Here is a 17,250-nt window from a genome sequence, read left to right as displayed (position 1 = left end):
GCTCCCCATCCCTTCCTGCTCGAGGAGCTACTCAACCATGATCGCCGTAGCTGGCGGCGCCGGACCATGCCCTCCCCTCACCGGCGAACGCCCAGTGGTCCCCACGACGACCGCGGAGATCGTGGACAGGCTGCGAACGCAGCTGCTCGAAGTGCGCGAGCAGGCCGCCGAGGACCGCACGGTCACGCTGGCCCTGCGCGACGCGATCCTGCCCGAGCCGGGCGGCTCCATCGACCTCCCGCACGCGCGGGTCGCGGTCCGCTACGTCCCGGCGGAGAAGGCGGCCAGCCTCGGCGGCGACTGGTACGAGGCGGCCCAGCTCCCGGACGGGCGGATGCTCCTCGCCATCGGCGACGTCTCCGGCCACGGACTGCCCGCCATCGCGCAGATGGCCCAGCTCAGGCACGCGCTGGTGGGGCTGACCATGACCGGCGAGTCCCCGGACCGGCTCCTGGCCTGGCTCAACGAGCTCGTGCTCAGCCGCCTCGACGAGACCACCGCGACCGTGATCGTCGGCCGGTTCGACCCGGCCACCCGGGTCTTCACCTGGGCCCAGGCGGGCCACCTGTCGCCCATCCTGGTCCGGGACGGCATCGCCCGGCAGCTCCAGCCGCCGCAAGGCGTGGTCCTCGGCGCGGCTCCCGGCCCGAGATACAGCGTGGCCGAGATACCGCTCCGCCCGGACGACCTGCTGCTGATGTTCACCGACGGCCTGGTCGAGCGACGCTCGCGCGACATCGACGAGGGCCTCGCCCTGACCCTCGACGCGGCCGAGATGATCTCCGGGCACGACGACCTCGACCCCGGCCTCGACCGGCTGCTCGACGCGCTCGGCGGCCCGAACCCCGAGGACGACACCTGTCTCCTCGCGGTCGGCGTCCTCGACGGCTAGCACGCACACGCGGCGGCGGGAACCATACGTGCGCTCCGGCGCTGACGCGGCGCCGAACACGAGCCGCGCCGCCGCCGCTCCGGAGCGCGACAATGGACGGGTGCTGATGCTTCTCGACACCCCGTCGCTCTACTTCCGCGCTTTCTACGGCGTGCCTGATTCGATCACCGCGCCGGACGGCATGCCGGTCAACGCCGTACGCGGGTTGATCGACATGATCGCCACGCTGGTCCGCGACCACTCGCCCACCGGCCTGGCCGCCTGCATGGACGCCGACTGGCGCCCCGCCTTCCGGGTCGCCGCGATCCCCTCGTACAAGGCGCACCGCGTCGCGACCGGGAACGAGGAGGAGGTACCCGACGCCCTGGTCCCGCAGATCCCCGTCATCGAGGAGTTCCTCGACGCGGTCGGCATCGCACGGCTCGCCGCCGAGGGCTACGAGGCGGACGACGTCATCGGGACCCTGGCCCACCGAGAGGCCGGCGCGGTCGACATCGTCACCGGCGACCGCGATCTCTTCCAGCTCGTGGACGACGCGCGCCCGTGCCGGGTCCTGTACACAGTAAGGGGAATCCGGAATCTCCAGACGGTCGACGAGGCGTTCGTGACGCAGAAGTACGGCATCCCCGGCCGGACGTACGCCGACTTCGCCACGCTGCGCGGCGACCCGAGTGACGGCCTGCCCGGCGTCCCCGGCATCGGCGAGAAGTCGGCCGCCGCCCTGGTCAGCCGGTTCGGCTCCCTGGTGAAGCTGCTCGGCGCGCTCGACGAGGGCGTCCAGGAGGGCTTCCCCTCCGGGACGCGGGCCAAGCTGGCCGCCGCCCGCGCCTACCTCGACGTCGCGCCCGCCGTGGTGCGGGTGGCGCACGACGCGCCGATGCCCGCCGCCGACCTGGCCTGCCCGGCCGGGCCGCGCGACGCCGAGCGCCTGGTGGCCCTCGCCGACCGGTACGGTCTGGATGGCCCGGTGAACCGCCTGCTCTCCGCGCTCTCCTCGCGTACGGCGGCCTGAACGTCCGCACCGCACACCGCGGGCCCCGAGGACGGCCGTCCTCGGGGCCCGCGGTGTTTCCTGGTGCGTAGCCGCGGGAGGCTACTTCTTGAGGCTCCAGCTCGTGCCGTACCCGCCGAGGTGCAGCGCGAGGAAGAACAGGCCGGCGACGCCGAGGGTGGTCACCGTGAGGACGGCGCCGACGGCCCAGCCGCCGATGGCGAAGACCAGCGCGGCGAGGAAGAACAACGCGGCGAGGAGAGCGAACATCCCTACCTCCAGGGACCCAGGGGGCTTGTTATAGGGAAATTTCCGCCCAGATCACCCGAGAACCTTGCCGCGCGGTTACTGTCCGCGAACCAGCCGCTACACACGCCCGACCGGGCGGTCAGTTCGCCGTGCACGCCCGGACACGCCCGGGGTACGACCGGGCGTGCGGGCGTGCGACGTCAGCCGACGGAGGAGTACGCGACGACCCCGCGACGCAGCGCGTCGATGGCCTTGTCGGCGTTCTCCTTGACCTTGCTCCCGACCGGCGCGGCATCTCTGAGCTGGCCGAGCAGGTCGAGGAGCTGCTTCATCCAGCGGACCAGGTCGCCGGCCGCGAGATCGCCGTCGGTGAGCACGGCGTCGAGGCTGTGCCCCTTGGCCCAGCGGAACGCCGTCCAGACGAACCCGAGATCGGGCTCCTTGGTGAAGGAGAGCCCGTGGTCCTCCTCGATGGACTCCAGCTCGCCCCACAGCCGGATCATGGCCGCCAGCGCCTCCTGGGCCGGCCCGGCCGGGATGCGCGGGTTGCGAGCCTCGTCCGACTGCCGCGACTCGTAGATCAGCGACGACACGCAGGCGGCCAGCTCGGCCGGGTCCAGCCGGTCCCACAGCCCCGCGCGCAGGCACTCGGCGGTGAGCAGGTCCAGCTCGGTGTAGAGCTTGGCCAGCCGCCGCCCCTCCTGCGTGACGTTCTCCTCCTCCAGGTAGCCGAGCTGGTCGAGCACGCCGCAGACCCGGTCGAAGGTCCGGGCGATGACGTGCGAGCGCCCCTCCACCCGGCGGCGCAGCCCTTCGGTCTCGCGCAGCAGCTTGTGGTACCGCTCGGCCCAGCGGGCGTGGTCCTCGCGCTCGTCGCAGCCGTGGCAGGGGTGCTGCCGGAGCTGCCGGCGCAGCCGCAGGATCTCCTCGTCCTCGGTGACGTGGTCCCTGGCGCGCGGCGGCTTGCCCAGGTCGCGATCGCCGACCTTGGCGTGCATGGTGGAGACGAGGTTGGCCCGATCCTTGGGGGTGCGGGCGTTGAAGCCCTTGGGGATCCTGATGCGCTCGACCGGTTCCACCGGCACCGGGAAGTCGGCCGGGGACAGCCGCTTCACCTGCTTGCCCGCGGTGAGCACGAGCGGGGACGGTCCCTCTCCCCTGACCTTCACGCCAGGGTCGAGGATCACCGCCAGCCCGGCCCGCCGCCCACCGGGGACCCGGATGACGTCGCCGGGCTTCAGCTCCTCCAGGGACCGTGCGGCCTCGGCCCTGCGGGCGGCCCCGCGCTGGCGGGCCAGCTCGGACTCGCGGTCCGACAGCCGCCTGCGCAGCGCCGCGTACTCCGGGAAGTCGCCGAGGTGGCAGGTCATGGCCTCGGTGTAGCCCTCCAGGGCCTGCTCGGACTTGCGGAGCTGGCGGGCCAGTCCGACGACCGCCCGGTCGGCCTGGAACTGCGCGAAGGAGTCCTCCAACAGCGCGCGAGCCCGGACCCGGCCGACCTGCCCGACCAGGTTGACCGCCATGTTGTACGACGGACGGAAGCTGGAGCGCAGCGGGTACGTGCGGGTGCTGGCGAGCCCGGCCACGGAGACCGGGTCCATGCCCGGCTGCCACACCACGACCGCGTGGCCCTCGACGTCGATCCCCCGCCGCCCGGCCCGGCCGGTCAGCTGGGTGTACTCCCCCGGCGTGAGGTCGGCGTGGGTCTCACCGTTCCACTTGTCGAGCTTCTCGATCACCACCGAGCGGGCGGGCATGTTGATGCCCAGCGCCAGGGTCTCGGTGGCGAACACAGCCTTGACCAGCCCCTTGGTGAACAGCTCCTCGACGACCTCCTTGAACGCGGGCAGCATCCCCGCGTGGTGGGCGGCGAGCCCGCGTTCCAGGCACTCGCGCCACTCCAGGTAGCCCAGGACGGCCAGGTCCTCGTCCGGCAGGTGCGCGGTGCGCTCGTCGACGATCTGCCGGATCTCGTGCCGTTCCTTCTCCGTGGTCAGCCGCAGGCCCGCGTACAGGCACTGCATCACGGCGCTGTCGCACCCCGCGCGGGAGAAGATGAACGTGATCGCGGGCAGCAGCCCCTCCGTGTCGAGCTTCTCGATGACGCCGGGCCGGTTCGCGGCGGGACCGCGCCGCGGCCGGGAGTAGCCGCGCCGTCCCCGGGCCTGGGCCTCCCGCACCTCGTCGCGGGAGATCCGCATCAGGTTGGGGTTGATCCGCAGCACGCCGTCGCTCTCGTTGGCGAACAGGTCGTACAGGCGGTTGCCGACCAGCATGTGCTGCCACAGCGGCACCGGGCGGTGCTCGTCCACGATGACGGTGGTCTCGCCGCGGACCTCGCCGAGCCACTCGCCGAACTCCTCGGCGTTGCTGACCGTGGCGGAGAGCGCGGCCACCCGCACCGACTCGGGCAGGTGGATGATCACCTCTTCCCACACCGCGCCGCGGAACCGGTCAGCGAGGTAGTGCACCTCGTCCATCACGACGTAGCCGAGCCCGGCGAGCGTGCCGGACCCGGCGTACAGCATGTTGCGCAGGACCTCGGTGGTCATGACGACGATCGGGGCCTCGCCGTTGACGCTGTTGTCCCCGGTGAGCAGGCCCACCTTGGCCGCGCCGTACCGGCGGACGAGGTCGTTGTACTTCTGGTTCGACAGCGCCTTGATGGGGGTGGTGTAGAAACATTTGCGCCCCTGCTCAAGAGCGAGGTGGACGGCGAACTCCCCGACAACCGTCTTGCCCGACCCGGTGGGGGCGGCGACCAGGACGCCGTCTCCGGCCTCCAGCGCCTCGCAGGCGTCGATCTGGAACTCGTCGAGCGCGAAGTCGTACAGACCCCGGAACGAGGTGAGGGCGGGCCCGCTACCGGCCTGCTGCTCACGGAAGGCGGCGTAGCGTTCCGCCGGCGTGCTCATGGGTCCAACCCTACAGATCCCTGGAGGAAAGGCCGATTGACATCCTCCCCCTCGTAAACGAGGGGGATTCCCACCGTCACCGGTCAGGCTTCCCGCTTCACCGCCGGGCGCCCCGTCCGAGAGAACTCTCGTTGAGGTCCTACCCCAGCTCCACAGGCGTTTTACTTGTCCGCCGGCCCGGCGGACAAGGTGTTCTGCCCTCAGTTGTCCGGCAAGCCGGCCTGTCTCGCGTCCGGAGGAGCGTGGCGGGCCAGCTTGGCCGCTGAGATCAGCAGGATGACGGCGAGAGCGGGGATCAGCACCCTGTCAGGGATCACGCCAAGCAGCAGGCCGCCCAGCAGAGCCCCGGCGATGGAACCGGCGACCATGGTGACGGTGAAACGCAGGTTGGAGCGCAGGACGGCGAAGCTGCCGTCTCGGCTGTAACGGGCGAAGGCCACCAGCATGGTGGGCAGGGACACCAGCAGGGACAGGCTGCCGGCGACCTTGATGTCGATGGCGTACAGCAGCACGATCGTGGGGATCAGCAGTTCCCCGCCGGCGACTCCCATGATCGCCGCCACCACTCCGATGCCGAACCCGGCCGCCACTCCGGCGACGGCCCGCACGGGACCGGGCAGGGGCAGGGCACCCACGGTGGCGGTGTGGGTGAGCACCAGCGCGGCGGCCATGAGCACCATCAGGGCCGCCAGCACCTTGTACAAGGTCGCGCCGCGCATCCGCACCGCCCATGAGGCACCGGCCCAGGCCCCCAGCAGGCTGCCGGCCAGCAGGTTGACCACGACCGTCCAATGCGCGCCCAAATCGGCCGGCGGGACAGTGGCCAGGCGAGCGGGCAAGGCGGTGAGCACCACGATCAGGCTCATCGCTTTGTTCAAGATGACCGCGGCCAGCGCGGCGAATCCGAACAGGCCGATCAGCAGCGGCAGCCGGAACTCCGCACCGCCCAGGCCGATCATCCCGCCCAGCGCGCCCACCGCCGCCCCGGCGGTGAACGCCAGCGGGAGCGAGGTCACCACGCGGGCGGGAATAGCGCTGTCGTCCGGGGCCACGCCTGTCACGCTCCTTGTCGCGCTTGTGCCGCGAGCACCCTACGTGGCCCGCTCGCGTTGGGGCAGCCTTCAACAGCGCCGGCCATGAGCACATCTTCGACTCCCGCCGCTGCAGCGCCTGATTCGCGCTCCGGCGGTTCCGCCTCGACGAGGTCTTTACCGACCCGGCCGTCACCATCGTCCTCAGCCGGGTAGAGGGGCAGCCACACCGCGTGCGGACCCGAAAACGACGGATACCGCACAACGGGAACCCGAGAGGAGGAGGGGCGGTCTTCCCCACCTCGCGCACTGAGGCGGGGTTCTCCGCCCCAAGCCTTATGACCGATCTCGAGATCACCCGAACCCACCTCCCCACCACCAAACCGGCCCGAAGCGCGGCGCGTCGCGGACTCCTTCTCGGAGCCGCCACCGTGCTGCTCCTCGCCACGGGTACGGGCGTGGCCGCCGCGGCCAGCGGCGACTCCCCCTCCGCCCGGACGACGCTGTCTCCGAGCGAGGAGACGCCCGGCGGCCACTCGATCGGCTCCATCCGCGGCGAGCTGACCATCACGAAGGAGGGTGGCGGCCAGCAGACCCTCACCGTGCACAGCGGCACCGTGACATCGGTCGACCAGAACTCCATCGAGATCAAGGGCCTGGACGGCGTCGCACAGAAGTACGCCGTCACCGACTCCAGCCGCGTCTCCACGGGGCGCAATGGGCTGGCCGAGATCGCGACCGGTGACAAGGCGTTCGTTGTCGCCGTCGGAAAGGGCGAATCCGCCCCCGCCGCGTTTGTCGCGGACCTCAGCCGGCCGATGTGGCCGGGGCACGGCGGTGGCGGCACCGAGGAGTCGACACCCTGATCGTGATCGGCTCCGGCCGGTAGAACGGCCCGCGTGAGGCGGGCCGTCGGAGCGGCGACGGCGACACGCCGTCGCCGCTCTCCGCACGGCGGGGGACAGAGCACTCCGCCCCCGGTGACGAGCCGCCTCGGCGCCGGTGGGGTCGCGTGGCGCCTCAGGCGTCCCCGATGAGCGCGTAGGCGAAGGCGAGACGCCGATCCAGCCATTCCTTGCGGATCCTGACCTGGGCGCTCCCCTCCGAGGTCATCACGACCTCATCGCCCGCCCGCCATTCGAGTGAGCGGGGTTTCCCACCCTGATCAGACCCGTCTCCAGGAGAGAGCAGACCGTCGACAACCGTGGACAGCAACCGTACGGCCGCCAGCCCGGCGATCTCTGTGGCGCTGCCACTCGCCCACTCGTTGCGTCCCGTGATCTCCGGATGTCCCGGCTGCTCGATCCGCCAGGTGTGCCGGAACGGGCGCTTCGGCGGGATCCGCTTAATGGTGCCGATGACCTGGCCCTGCCCGTCGTGCACGACATGGTGGCGCTCCCCGTCCACCTCCTGGGGAGCCGCGACATAACAGAGCAGACGCTGCTGGGCGGCGTCCTCGAAGAGGGTCAGCCCCGGAGCCGCGGGCAACCCCTCGGACCGCCCGGAGGCGACGTACGCGCATGGGGCGAGGACCTTGTCGAACTTCCCTCCGCCGGGAACCCGCACCGCGTGCGCTCCCCAGCTCGCCTTCTTGCGCTTGGGCGTCTCCGGGCGCTCCACCTTGCCCACGACGAACTCCCAGGCCTCCGTCCACGCGACGGGCTCCACCGGCGGCTCATCGGCTTTCCGGTTCCTGCCGAACGCCACAACTGCCTCCTGATCGCTTGATCTTCCAGGAAGCGACGACTCTAGCCGCGGTTGGGCGCGGCCTCTCATCGGCGACCTTCGCGCCGTCACTCGGCGGCGGGCTCCTCCGATCGGGAGCCGGGCCGGAGCGGCACGATGCTCTGGGGCAGGTAGACGCGCTGATCGGGTACGGACGCACAGGCACCCGTGAGGCGCAGGAACTGCAGAACCCACACCTCGACGCCGATCGGATCCGATGGCGTGAGGGCGTCGTTGGCCATGTGATTCCCCCGACTGCTGTGTTGCGGAGCTCCCGCCGTAGGTGCGGGTCGCGCGATGTGTCCCGCAGTGGATGCCCGTTTGATCGGTGCCGGCATCGGAGCGACTGCGGACAGTAATTGCCCGTCCGACGAGCGGCGAAACGAAATGATCAGGACGGTCCTCGTCCCGGCGAACGGCTCGCGTCCGCTCTCAGGCGGGCACCAGCACACGCAGCGCGCCCGGCACCACCGCGCAGGTCACGGGGACCGGGCCCACCCGCTCCCCGTCGGCGTAGGCGACCACATCGGCCCCGGGCCCGACCGCCTCCAGCGTGACGCGGGCCGCCCTCCGGATGGTCACCGCCGGATGCCCCACGTGACCGCCCCGGTAGACCTTCGGGAACGTACGGAGGAACTCCCCCTTGGGCACCGCCCCCAGGACGAGCACGTCGAACAGGCCGTCGTCCGGCCGGGCGTCCGGGCAGACCCGCATTCCGGCGCCGTATGAGCGGGTGTTGGCCACGGCCACCAGCATCGCCTCCCGCTCGATGACCTCCGTCTCCTCCGCGCCGTCGCCGGAGCCGAGCGTGATCCGGAACGGGATCGGGGTGAAGGAACGCAGTTCCTGGACCAGCGCCACGAGGTACTTGGCCATCCCCGGGGGCCACGCGATGCCGTTGGCGCGCTCGTTCACCCGCGAGTCGAAGCCGCAGGCGACGACCCCGGCGAACCATCGTCGGTCCGCGCCGCCCGGGCCACCGACCTGGGCCGCGTCCACCGACCGGACCGCCGCGCCGTCGCCGCCCGCCGCCCCGGCCACGATGGCGGCCGCGGCCAGCGGATCGCGGGGGATGCCCAGCGCGGACGCGATGTCGTTGCCCGTCCCGGCCGGGACGATGCCGAGGGGGACGCCCGTGTCCGCCACGGCCTGCACCGCGAGATGCACCAGCCCGTCGCCGCCGAGCGCGACCAGCGCGTCCGGTCCCTGCGCGACCGCCGTACGCGCCCTGGCGAGGGCGTCCTCGGCGGACGCGCCGACGATCACGCGGACGTCGTGTCCGCCCTCCCGCAGCCGCTGTACGACAGGATCGACCACCCGGCGGGCCCTGCCGCCGCGGGCGGTGGGGTTCACCAGAACGACGAGATCACCGGACACACCCGGAACCTATCGGGACGAATCCCCGCAGTCGAGACCCGGGAGCGATCCCCTCGCAGCGGCCGGGCCCGCGCCCGGCCGGCTACCAGTCGTCGTCGGCGGCGACGGCCGTTCCGTCGAGCTCCTCTTCGAGCGCCTTCTCCCGGGCGGCCTCCTCCGCGTCGCGCTTGCGGTCGCGGAGGTACATGACGCCCTCGGCGGCGAAGAACAGCAGCACCATGGGGATGGCCAGCGCCAGCATGGTGAACGGGTCCTGGCTCGGCGTGGCCACCGCGGCGAACACGAAGAGCAGGAAGACGACCATCCGCTGGTGCTTGGCGACCGTCTTGAACCTCAGCACCCCGAGGAAGTTCAAGAACACCATCAGCAGCGGCATCAGGAACGAGATCCCGAAGATGACGAGCATCATGATCAGGAACCCGAGATAGTCGCTCACGTCGATCAGTGGGACGGCGTTCGCGGGGACGAACCCCAGGAGCAGCGCGAGCCCCTTGTCCAGGGTGAGGTACGCGAGGGCGGCGCCCGCGCCGAACAGCGGGACGGCCAGGCCAAGGAAGGTCAGCGAGTAACGCCGCTCGTTGTTGTAGAGGCCGGGGGTGACGAACGCCCAGATCTGGTAGAGCCAGATCGGCGCGCTGACGACGGCGCCGAAGATCGCCGCGACCTTCAGGTTGATGAAGAAACCGTCCAGCACGCCGTGCACGACCAGCGTGCAGCCCGCGCCGCCGTTGAGCTTGTACGCCTCGGGAAGCCGGCAGAACGGCCCCGTCATGAAGGTCCAGATGGGGTCGAAGAAGACGAACCCGATGATCGTGCCGGCGAGCACGGCGAGGATCATCTTGATCAAACGGTTGCGCAGCTCACGGACGTGCTCCATGAGTGTCATGCGACCGTCGTCGTCGGCGGGGGCAGCCGTGCTCGACCGCTTCAGCAGCGCCATCTGGGGATCCTTACCGCGGGGAGGGAGCTCAGCTCGACGACTGGTCCTTCTGCGTCTGCGAGAGCGGCGTGCCGTTGACCGTGGGCTCGGAGGTGGCGGCCTTCAGACGCCGGTTCTCCTCCTCCAGCGCGCGGAGCCGGTCCTCGACCGAGGAGGCGGTGGTCACCTGCTGCGGCGCCGCCGGCGCCGTGACGGTCTCGGCCTGCGCCTTGACCACGGTGGGCTCGGACGAGTCGTCGTCGCGGAGCTTCGCGGTCTCCTTCTTGAAGAGCCGCAGGGACTGGCCCAGCGCCTTCGCCGTGTCAGGCAACCGCTTGGCGCCGAACAGGAGCAGGACGACCACGCCAATGATGATCAGCTCAGTGGGGCCCAAGTTGCCCATAACGCATCCTTAGCAAACGCAGGGAAGTACCTCAGCCCGATGGTACGCGGTGTGATGGGCAGTCTTCACCCTTGCCCGTCCTGGTTGGTCCCTATCCGCACCCGAAATTCACCGGAATGTCGCTCCAGCCGCTGACGCGTCCGGTCGAGTTCCCGGCTCAGATCACGGGCCGCGACGAACACCCGGGCCGCGAGCACGCCGAGAACGGCGAGGCCCAGGACCGCCAGTCCGACCGCGGTAGAGATCCAGATCATGATGCGCCATCGTACCGATGCCGGGTCGCGGTCGCCGCCCCCGGTCGCAGCCGATCAGGCCATGTGCTCGTAGTTGGCCAGGGCCTGCCGGGCGGCGTCGGCGACCTGCTCGGTCAGCGACGGGGGCGCGATCACCGTGCCGTTCTCGCCCAGCCGGAGCGCGAGCCGTACGAGCCAGGACTGGTCGCGCACCCGGAGGGTGACCCGCAGGCGGCCCTCACCCAGCTCGGTGACCTCCTCGCAGGGGTAGTACTCCGCGACCCAGCGCCCCATGGCGGTGAGTTCCAGCTCCACCAGCTCGTCGCTTTCGGAGGGCCGGAACACGCCCTCGGTGACGTCCATCGGCTCGGCCTCGGCCGGGGGGTCGGCGGGCACGTCGAGGATCTCGACCTCGACGATCCGATCGACACGGAACATCCGCATGGCCTCGGCCCGGTAGCACCAGCCCTCGAGGTAGTGCCGCCCCTCCACGAGCACGACCCGGATCGGGTCCACCTCGCGGGGAGTGATCTCATCCCTGCCGGGCACGTAGTAGCGCAGCGAGAGCCGCCTGCGCCGCCGCGTCGCGTCCGTGATGGCCGCGTGCGCGCCCGGCGCCGCGCCGATCTCGACCTGGACCTGGGCGCTGACCGTGGCCGCGCCCTCGCCCGCCGCGCTCTCCAGCTTGGCGATCACGCGGCCGAGCACGTCCATGTCCTTGAACTCGGGCAGCTCGCCGAGCATCCGCAGCGCCACGAGCAGCGCGCTCGCCTCGTCCACGCCGAGCTTGAGCGGCCGGGCGATCGTGTCGGCGTTGTCGATGATGATCTCGCCGCCGTCCCAGGAGACGTCGATCAGGTCGCCGGGGGTGTGGCCGGGGAGCCCGCACATCCACACGAGCTGGAGGTCGTCGATGAGCTGCTTCTCCGACAGGCCGAACAGCTCGGCCACCTCGGGCACCTCCGCGCCCGGGTGCGACATCAGGTACGGCACCAGCGCGAGCAGGCGCGGCAGCCGGTCGGAACTCATCGCTCGATCCCCCTTCGTACGGCGCGGCGGTGCCGGGGCGGCGTGGCGGTCACTGGAGTGCGCCCTTCAACCGGCGGATCACGGCCTCGCGCGCGTCCGGCGGGCCGACGACGACGGCGTCGGAGCCGAGGCTGGCGATCCAGCCGGCCAGCCACTCGGGGTCGGAGAAGGTCAGCTCCGCCTCGTCCCAGCCGTCCCGGCCGGGCCGCAGTTCCTGTGCCGCGCGGCGCAGCCCGAGGCAGGTGCCCCGGCGGACCCGGACGAGGGCGGTCCGCTCGACGCCCATCTCCTGGAATCCGACCATGGCGCGCAGGTCCACGCCCTCCGGCACGATCACGCTGCCGGGCCTGCCGATCGGGGTGACCGTGCCGACGATGCGGCCGAGCCGGAACACCCGGGACGCACCCCGGTCGCGGTCGTGGCCGACGACGTACCACCGGCCGCGCCGGCTAACCACGCCCCACGGCTCGACGGTGCGGGTCAGCACCGACTCGCCCGCCGCCCGCCGGTAGCCGAAGGTCACCGCGCGGCGATCCCTGACCGCCTCCCACAGCGGGGGGAAGGCCGGGTCGCGGGTGTCCACCCGGAGTTCGAGCGGGCTCGGGGAGAGGTCCGCGCGCACGCCGCCCGCCCGCAGCTTGAGCAGGGCGCCACTGGCCGCCTCGGCGAGGCTGGCCCGCTGCCAGACCTGGGCGGCGAGCCCGATGACCGCCGCCTCATCGTGCTCAAGCGTGATCTCGGGCAGCTCGTACGACTCACGGACGATCCGATAGCCGGGATCGTCGTCCCAGGGGTCCTTGTGGACATCGATGGGGATGCCGATCTCGCGCAGCTCGTTCTTGTCGCGCTCGAACATGCGCTGAAACGCCTCGTCGTTGTCCGGGTCGTACCCGGGCACGGCCTGCCTGATCTGCTCGGCACTCAGCGGCCGATGGGTCGCGAGCAGGCAGATCACAAGATTGAGCAGGCGCTCGGTCTTCCGACGTGACATCGTGCCTCCCCTCCGGCCTCGTTCGGACGCGCCCCGTCATTCCGTGCTGAACGCTACCCTTTGCGACGTGATCAGATGGCGCAAGGGCGAGGTGCTCCGGGTCCGGCGGGAATGGCCGGGGGCCATGGAGCTGGACGTCACCGTCCCGGAGGGAGAGTGCCGGGCGCTGGCCTATCCCTCGCTGGTCGGTCGTCCTGAGCCCGGCGACACGGTGCTGCTGAACACGACCGCGCTCGCCATGGGTCTCGGTACGGGAGGTTACGCCATGGTGGTCGCCGTCCCGGACCGTTTGCCACAAGATCCTTCGGGACCGGGCCATCTGGTCAAGGCGCGGTACACCCCGCTGCAGGCGACGGTCCTCGGCGCGGACGAGCAGGACTCGCCCCACCACCCGCTCCTCAGGGACGCCGACTCGATCGACGGGATGCCCGTGATCGTCGCGGACCTGCACTCGGCCCTGCCCGCCGTCCTGTGCGGCCTGTTCGACGCGACCCACTCCGTCGCGGGGGACGGCGATCTCCCCTGGCCGGGGCCGCACCCCCGCGTCGCGTACGTGATGCCGGACGGCGGGGCGCTCCCCGCCTGGTTCTCCATGTCGGCCGCCCGCCTGCGCGAGCTGGACTGGCTGTGCGGCGTGGTCACGACCGGCCAGGCGTTCGGCGGCGATGTGGAGGCGGCGACCCTGCACACGGGTCTGCTCGCGGCCCGGCACGTCCTGGGCGCGGACGTCGCGATCGTCGCCCAGGGGCCGGGCAACCTCGGCACCGGCACGCGCTGGGGTTTCTCCGGCGTCTCGGCGGGCGAGGCCGTCAACGCGGTGGCCGCCCTGGGCGGACGCCCGGTGGCCGCGCTCCGGGTGAGCGAGGGCGACCTGCGCGAACGCCACCAGGGGGTGTCGCACCACTCACTCACCGCGTACGGGCGGGTCGCGCTCACCCGGGCGCAGGTCGTGGTCCCGGAGCTGCCGGGCGAGTTCGGCAGGCGGGTGGCGGAGCAGGCCGAGGCCCTCGCCGTACGGCATGAGCTGGTCCGGGTGCCCGTGGACGGCCTGTACGAGGCGCTGCGGCGCAGCCCGGTCCGGCTGTCCACGATGGGCCGGGGACTCGACGAGGACCTCGCCGGCTTCCTGGCCTCGGCCGCGGCCGGCCGCCACGCCGCCTCCCTCCTCGCCTGACGCTCTGAATCCGAGGCCGCGCCGGGGCGCGGTCGGTCAGTAGCTCGCGAAGGCGCCGTCGGGCTCGTAGAACTCCTTGAAGGTGAACGCCTCCGGGCCCGGCCCCTCGGCGCGCAGCAGGTCCAGCCGCGCCATCCCCTCCTCCAGTGACGGGATGTGGCCCTCGGGGATCCACCACATCACCGTGTACGGCACGGCCACCCGGTGGAACCACTCGCGGCGGCGCTTCAGCACCGGAAGGTGCGGGCTGCGGTAGACGAAGTTCCACAACGTCTCGCGCGACTCCCAGACCGAGAAGTTGATCAGTAGATCGTCCCCGTAGTCGTGCTTGACGGTGTCGGTCGGCTGGTCACCGCCCTTGAGCCGCCAGACGAAGCCGGGCGCGACGTCGGAGACGGCGTTGACGGGTTCGAGGTTGGCGACGAAGTCGGCGAGCTGGGGGCTGTCGAGGGACGCGATCAGATGCGCGACGTTCAGCTGGGCGAGATGCATGTCGCCCAGCCTTCCGCGCCCGTCGCTTCTATGTCAACTCTCATTGTTTTTAGAAATCGAGACACAGCACTCCCCCGGGCGCGGGTCCAGCTCCGCCGCCCCTTCGGACACGCCGAGCCCCGCGAGCACGCCCTGGCACAGCGCCAAGTTCATCGAGCACACCAGCAGCGGATGCCGTTCGGCCGACATCCGGAACGGGCAGTTGCGCAGCCGGATCCGGCCGCCTTCCTCGTACGGCTCGTAGCCGCGCTCCGCGAGCAGTGCGGCCACGTCGCCCCCCTTGTCCGCCGGGGACGCGGCGCGCGCCAGCCGCTCACCCGCCCGCCGGGCGACCCGCTCGGCCTCCTCCTCGGCCCCGAGGAGATCGACGACCTCGGCCATCATCAGCGCGAGGGCGCGGTAGTCACGCGGAGGCAGGCTCACCAGCCGCTCCGCCCCGGCCCGCCGGTACACCTTGGCCGGGCGGCCGCTTCCCGGCCCCGTCCGCTCGCCGAGGCGCCGGAAGTCCGTTTCGAGCAGGCCGGCGTCGGCCAGCTTGTCGAGATGGAAGGCCGCGAGAGTGCGCTGGACCCCGAGGGCCTCGGCCGCCTCGTTCCGGCCGACCTCGCGCCCGCGCTCGGCCACGAAGCGGTACAGCTTCCGCCGGAGAGGGTCGCTCAGCAGGCCAACGGCGTCGAGTTCGTCGCTTTCCACAGCCGGAGTCTAGGCGGGCCGCCCGGGGCGCGACGTTGACGGCGGAGATCAACCCCGCTCTCGGTAGGAAACCTTCTTAACTAGCGTCTTTCTGCCAGGATGTCCGCGGATCTTCCCCCTCACTCGACCGCCCTCGCTCCCCCGATACGCCGGCAGCGAGCGGCGGGAAACGGAGACGACCTCCATGCCCCACCCCGCCATCAGGCGAACCGCCCTCCTGCTCGCGGCGACCGCCGTCGCCGTCGCCACGGCCCAGCTCCCCGCGCGGCATCCGGTACGGGCCCAGCTCGCGGCCGCCCGGGTCTCCGCCGGAGCCGCCGACGGCCGTCACACCGACCTCAGCGACCCGCACAAGAAGGAGATCGCCATGCGGTTGGTCTCCAGCGCGGAGAACTCCTCCCTCAACTGGAAGGCGCAGTACAAGTACATCGAGGACATCGACGACGGCCGCGGTTACACGGCGGGGATCATCGGGTTCTGCTCGGGCACCGGCGACATGCTCGACCTGGTCAAGCGCTACACCCGGCGCAAGCCGGGGAACGTGCTCGCCCGGTACCTCCCGGCCCTGCGCAAGGTCAACGGCACCGACTCCCACAAGGGGCTCGGCCCCGCCTTCGAACGCGCCTGGCGCCGGGCCGCCAAGGACAGGAAGTTCCAGCGCGCGCAGAACGACGAGCGCGACCGGGTCTACTTCACCCCCGCCGTACGGCAGGCGAAGCGGGACGGGCTCCGCGCGCTCGGCCAGTTCGCCTACTACGACGCCATCGTGATGCACGGCGGAGGGGACGACGCGGCAAGCTTCGGCGCGATCCGGCGGAACGCCATGAAGAAGGCCAGGACGCCGGCGCAGGGAGGCGACGAGGTCGCCTACCTCAACGCCTTCCTCGACGCGCGCACGGCCGCGATGAAGACCGAGGAGGCGCACGGCGACACGAGCCGGGTGGACACCGCGCAGCGGGTCTTCCTCAGGGCGGGCAACCTCGACCTCGACCCGCCGCTCAGGTGGAAGGTGTACGGCGACAGCTATTCGATCAAGAGGTGATCGGGCCCGGGGGCTCCGGGCATGCGAGAGCGGCGCGCCGGAGACGGGTCCCGTCTCCGGCGCGCCGCCGCTTCACGACGCGGTCGCGGGCTCAGGCGGCCCCGAGGACGTCCACGACGAACACCAGGGTGTCGGTACCCTTGATGCCGCCCTGGGGGTTGCCCTCCTTGCCGTAGCCGAGCTCCGGCGGGATGGTGATCAGCACGCGGCTGCCGACCGGGACGCCGGTGAGGCCCTGGGACCAGCCCTTCACGACCTGGTTGAGGGCGAACGTCGACGGCTCACCGCGCTCCCAGCTCGAGTCGAACTGCTTGTCGGTGCCCCAGATCTTGCCGGTGTAATGCGCGAGGACCGTCTGGTCGGCGGTGACCTTGGGACCCTTGCCCTCGATCACCGTCTTGACGACCAGGTCCTTCGGCGGCTTGGCCTTCGTCTTGGTGGTCAGCGTGGGCGCCTTGTCGTCGCCCGGGTTGACGATCTTGACGCCCTCGACGCCCGGGTCGGTCGCGGGGCCCTGGGCCGCCTTCGGCGCCCTCGCCAGGACGTCCACCACGAGGACCTGCGAGCTGGTGGTGAAGTCGGTGCCCTGCTGCTTCGCGTTGGCGACCTGGTCCTCGGTCAGATTGTCCTTCGCGATCACCGCGAGCACCCGCGCGCCCGGCTTGGCCCCCTGAAGCGCCTGGTACAACGCCTTGGGCAGCTGCGGGCTCACGGTGACGAACTCGGACTTGCCCTGGTCGTAGTCAGAGCCGGGAGACTTGTTCTCCTTGCCGTCCCAGCTGTAGACGGTGACCTTGGCGGTGAGCACGTCACCTTCCTTGGCCGGATCGCCCTTCCCCTCAGTGATCGTCTTGGAGGAAGAGGTCAACGGCGGCTTCCCGGTCGGGAAGGTCAACGTCGGTTTCTGGTCGGCCTGGCCCGTCACCTTGATCTCCGAAGCCGCCGCCGAGCTCCCGCTGGAGTCGCTCTTCTGGGCGGTTCCGCAGGCTGCGGCGAATATCAAGGGCAGAGCGGCGAGTACTGCCGTACGGCGGCGCATGTGGATTTCCTCAGACAGACAGCTAGGTTCGCGTAACCCTACCCGAACCCGCTGT

At 71.2% G+C, this 17,250-nt stretch carries 19 protein-coding genes; 5 read left to right on the top strand and 14 right to left on the bottom strand.

The features are described from left to right. The first annotated feature begins 37 nt into the window (after nucleotides 1-37). On the top strand, nucleotides 38-892 hold the full coding sequence (locus tag AWQ71_RS12705; RefSeq protein ID WP_084258821.1) for a PP2C family protein-serine/threonine phosphatase: 855 nt from the start codon (nucleotides 38-40) through the stop codon (nucleotides 890-892). Nucleotides 893-998: 106 nt separating this feature from the next. Beyond that, a complete protein-coding gene (locus AWQ71_RS12700) occupies nucleotides 999-1,904 on the top strand; it encodes a 5'-3' exonuclease (RefSeq protein WP_067132337.1) in 906 nt (301 codons plus the stop codon). Between the two features lie 81 nt (nucleotides 1,905-1,985). Here the strand turns inward: AWQ71_RS12700 and AWQ71_RS42625 are convergent, their stop codons facing one another. The 3 genes from AWQ71_RS42625 to AWQ71_RS12690 all read right to left on the bottom strand — a co-directional run bounded on the left by AWQ71_RS42625 (nucleotide 1,986) and on the right by AWQ71_RS12690 (nucleotide 6,099). Beyond that, nucleotides 1,986-2,153, bottom strand: coding sequence for a hypothetical protein (locus tag AWQ71_RS42625; protein WP_169806557.1), 168 nt, complete (start codon nucleotides 2,151-2,153; stop codon nucleotides 1,986-1,988). 179 nt (nucleotides 2,154-2,332) lie between these two features. Next, complete coding sequence (locus tag AWQ71_RS12695) at nucleotides 2,333-5,047, bottom strand: DEAD/DEAH box helicase (protein ID WP_067131883.1); 2,715 nt, start codon at nucleotides 5,045-5,047, stop codon at nucleotides 2,333-2,335. A gap of 200 nt (nucleotides 5,048-5,247) precedes the next feature. Further along, complete coding sequence (locus AWQ71_RS12690; protein ID WP_245658247.1) at nucleotides 5,248-6,099, bottom strand: sulfite exporter TauE/SafE family protein; 852 nt, start codon at nucleotides 6,097-6,099, stop codon at nucleotides 5,248-5,250. A 317-nt stretch (nucleotides 6,100-6,416) separates the two neighbouring features. Here AWQ71_RS12690 and AWQ71_RS12685 point away from each other — a divergent pair, with 317 nt between their 5' ends. Beyond that, nucleotides 6,417-6,944 carry a hypothetical protein gene (locus tag AWQ71_RS12685; RefSeq protein ID WP_067131880.1) on the top strand — a complete coding sequence of 176 codons (528 nt, stop codon included), beginning with the start codon at nucleotides 6,417-6,419 and terminating at the stop codon, nucleotides 6,942-6,944. A 154-nt stretch (nucleotides 6,945-7,098) separates the two neighbouring features. Here AWQ71_RS12685 and AWQ71_RS12680 read toward each other — a convergent pair whose 3' ends face one another. From AWQ71_RS12680 to AWQ71_RS12650, 8 genes are all read right to left on the bottom strand, one after another. Beyond that, on the bottom strand, nucleotides 7,099-7,746 hold the full coding sequence (locus tag AWQ71_RS12680) for a hypothetical protein (RefSeq protein ID WP_157570318.1): 648 nt from the start codon (nucleotides 7,744-7,746) through the stop codon (nucleotides 7,099-7,101). 125 nt (nucleotides 7,747-7,871) lie between these two features. Further along, nucleotides 7,872-8,045, bottom strand: coding sequence for a hypothetical protein (locus AWQ71_RS41555; protein ID WP_157570317.1), 174 nt, complete (start codon nucleotides 8,043-8,045; stop codon nucleotides 7,872-7,874). 190 nt (nucleotides 8,046-8,235) lie between these two features. Then, complete coding sequence (locus AWQ71_RS12675; RefSeq protein ID WP_067131874.1) at nucleotides 8,236-9,180, bottom strand: diacylglycerol/lipid kinase family protein; 945 nt, start codon at nucleotides 9,178-9,180, stop codon at nucleotides 8,236-8,238. Between the two features lie 82 nt (nucleotides 9,181-9,262). Beyond that, complete coding sequence (gene tatC, locus AWQ71_RS12670) at nucleotides 9,263-10,120, bottom strand: twin-arginine translocase subunit TatC (RefSeq protein ID WP_067131871.1); 858 nt, start codon at nucleotides 10,118-10,120, stop codon at nucleotides 9,263-9,265. A gap of 28 nt (nucleotides 10,121-10,148) precedes the next feature. Further along, on the bottom strand, nucleotides 10,149-10,502 hold the full coding sequence (tatA, locus tag AWQ71_RS12665; RefSeq protein ID WP_067131868.1) for a Sec-independent protein translocase subunit TatA: 354 nt from the start codon (nucleotides 10,500-10,502) through the stop codon (nucleotides 10,149-10,151). A gap of 65 nt (nucleotides 10,503-10,567) precedes the next feature. Continuing rightward, complete coding sequence (locus AWQ71_RS12660; RefSeq protein WP_067131865.1) at nucleotides 10,568-10,756, bottom strand: hypothetical protein; 189 nt, start codon at nucleotides 10,754-10,756, stop codon at nucleotides 10,568-10,570. Nucleotides 10,757-10,810: 54 nt separating this feature from the next. After that, nucleotides 10,811-11,764 (bottom strand): helix-turn-helix transcriptional regulator, encoded by a 954-nt coding sequence (locus AWQ71_RS12655; protein ID WP_067131862.1) that lies wholly within the window; start codon nucleotides 11,762-11,764, stop codon nucleotides 10,811-10,813. Between the two features lie 49 nt (nucleotides 11,765-11,813). Beyond that, nucleotides 11,814-12,755 carry a helix-turn-helix transcriptional regulator gene (locus AWQ71_RS12650; protein WP_067131859.1) on the bottom strand — a complete coding sequence of 314 codons (942 nt, stop codon included), beginning with the start codon at nucleotides 12,753-12,755 and terminating at the stop codon, nucleotides 11,814-11,816. Between the two features lie 67 nt (nucleotides 12,756-12,822). Here AWQ71_RS12650 and AWQ71_RS12645 point away from each other — a divergent pair, with 67 nt between their 5' ends. Further along, nucleotides 12,823-13,929, top strand: coding sequence for a DUF3866 family protein (locus AWQ71_RS12645; RefSeq protein ID WP_067131856.1), 1,107 nt, complete (start codon nucleotides 12,823-12,825; stop codon nucleotides 13,927-13,929). Between the two features lie 36 nt (nucleotides 13,930-13,965). On the opposite strand, the gene AWQ71_RS12640 is transcribed toward AWQ71_RS12645, so the two are convergent. Then, complete coding sequence (locus AWQ71_RS12640; protein ID WP_067131853.1) at nucleotides 13,966-14,421, bottom strand: DUF3291 domain-containing protein; 456 nt, start codon at nucleotides 14,419-14,421, stop codon at nucleotides 13,966-13,968. A gap of 33 nt (nucleotides 14,422-14,454) precedes the next feature. Next, nucleotides 14,455-15,114, bottom strand: coding sequence for a helix-turn-helix transcriptional regulator (locus AWQ71_RS12635; protein WP_067131850.1), 660 nt, complete (start codon nucleotides 15,112-15,114; stop codon nucleotides 14,455-14,457). A 184-nt stretch (nucleotides 15,115-15,298) separates the two neighbouring features. On the opposite strand from AWQ71_RS12635, the gene AWQ71_RS12630 reads away from it, so the two are divergent. Further along, on the top strand, nucleotides 15,299-16,156 hold the full coding sequence (locus AWQ71_RS12630; RefSeq protein WP_067131847.1) for a chitosanase: 858 nt from the start codon (nucleotides 15,299-15,301) through the stop codon (nucleotides 16,154-16,156). Between the two features lie 91 nt (nucleotides 16,157-16,247). Here AWQ71_RS12630 and AWQ71_RS12625 read toward each other — a convergent pair whose 3' ends face one another. Next, nucleotides 16,248-17,195 carry an FKBP-type peptidyl-prolyl cis-trans isomerase gene (locus tag AWQ71_RS12625; protein WP_067131844.1) on the bottom strand — a complete coding sequence of 316 codons (948 nt, stop codon included), beginning with the start codon at nucleotides 17,193-17,195 and terminating at the stop codon, nucleotides 16,248-16,250. Nucleotides 17,196-17,250 lie beyond the last annotated feature (55 nt).

Source organism: Microtetraspora malaysiensis, from assembly GCF_001528665.1.
In the GTDB taxonomy this organism is placed as follows: Bacteria; Actinomycetota; Actinomycetes; order Streptosporangiales; family Streptosporangiaceae; genus Microtetraspora_A; species Microtetraspora_A malaysiensis.
The sequence above is the reverse complement of the archived record's forward strand: the minus strand, read 5'-3'. Positions and strand labels throughout refer to the sequence as shown.

What these genes read in the sequence shown, in the direction of transcription:
- AWQ71_RS12705 (WP_084258821.1), top strand. Translation starts at nt 38, where the DNA reads ATGATCGCCGTAGCTGGCGGCGCCGGACCATGCCCTCCCCTCACCGGC.
- AWQ71_RS12700 (WP_067132337.1), top strand. Translation starts at nt 999, where the DNA reads ATGCTTCTCGACACCCCGTCGCTCTACTTCCGCGCTTTCTACGGCGTG.
- AWQ71_RS42625 (WP_169806557.1), bottom strand. Translation starts at nt 2,153, where the DNA reads ATGTTCGCTCTCCTCGCCGCGTTGTTCTTCCTCGCCGCGCTGGTCTTC.
- AWQ71_RS12695 (WP_067131883.1), bottom strand. Translation starts at nt 5,047, where the DNA reads ATGAGCACGCCGGCGGAACGCTACGCCGCCTTCCGTGAGCAGCAGGCC.
- AWQ71_RS12685 (WP_067131880.1), top strand. Translation starts at nt 6,417, where the DNA reads ATGACCGATCTCGAGATCACCCGAACCCACCTCCCCACCACCAAACCG.
- AWQ71_RS41555 (WP_157570317.1), bottom strand. Translation starts at nt 8,045, where the DNA reads ATGGCCAACGACGCCCTCACGCCATCGGATCCGATCGGCGTCGAGGTG.
- tatC (WP_067131871.1), bottom strand. Translation starts at nt 10,120, where the DNA reads ATGGCGCTGCTGAAGCGGTCGAGCACGGCTGCCCCCGCCGACGACGAC.
- tatA (WP_067131868.1), bottom strand. Translation starts at nt 10,502, where the DNA reads ATGGGCAACTTGGGCCCCACTGAGCTGATCATCATTGGCGTGGTCGTC.
- AWQ71_RS12660 (WP_067131865.1), bottom strand. Translation starts at nt 10,756, where the DNA reads ATGATCTGGATCTCTACCGCGGTCGGACTGGCGGTCCTGGGCCTCGCC.
- AWQ71_RS12655 (WP_067131862.1), bottom strand. Translation starts at nt 11,764, where the DNA reads ATGAGTTCCGACCGGCTGCCGCGCCTGCTCGCGCTGGTGCCGTACCTG.
- AWQ71_RS12650 (WP_067131859.1), bottom strand. Translation starts at nt 12,755, where the DNA reads ATGTCACGTCGGAAGACCGAGCGCCTGCTCAATCTTGTGATCTGCCTG.
- AWQ71_RS12640 (WP_067131853.1), bottom strand. Translation starts at nt 14,421, where the DNA reads ATGCATCTCGCCCAGCTGAACGTCGCGCATCTGATCGCGTCCCTCGAC.
- AWQ71_RS12630 (WP_067131847.1), top strand. Translation starts at nt 15,299, where the DNA reads ATGCCCCACCCCGCCATCAGGCGAACCGCCCTCCTGCTCGCGGCGACC.
- AWQ71_RS12625 (WP_067131844.1), bottom strand. Translation starts at nt 17,195, where the DNA reads ATGCGCCGCCGTACGGCAGTACTCGCCGCTCTGCCCTTGATATTCGCC.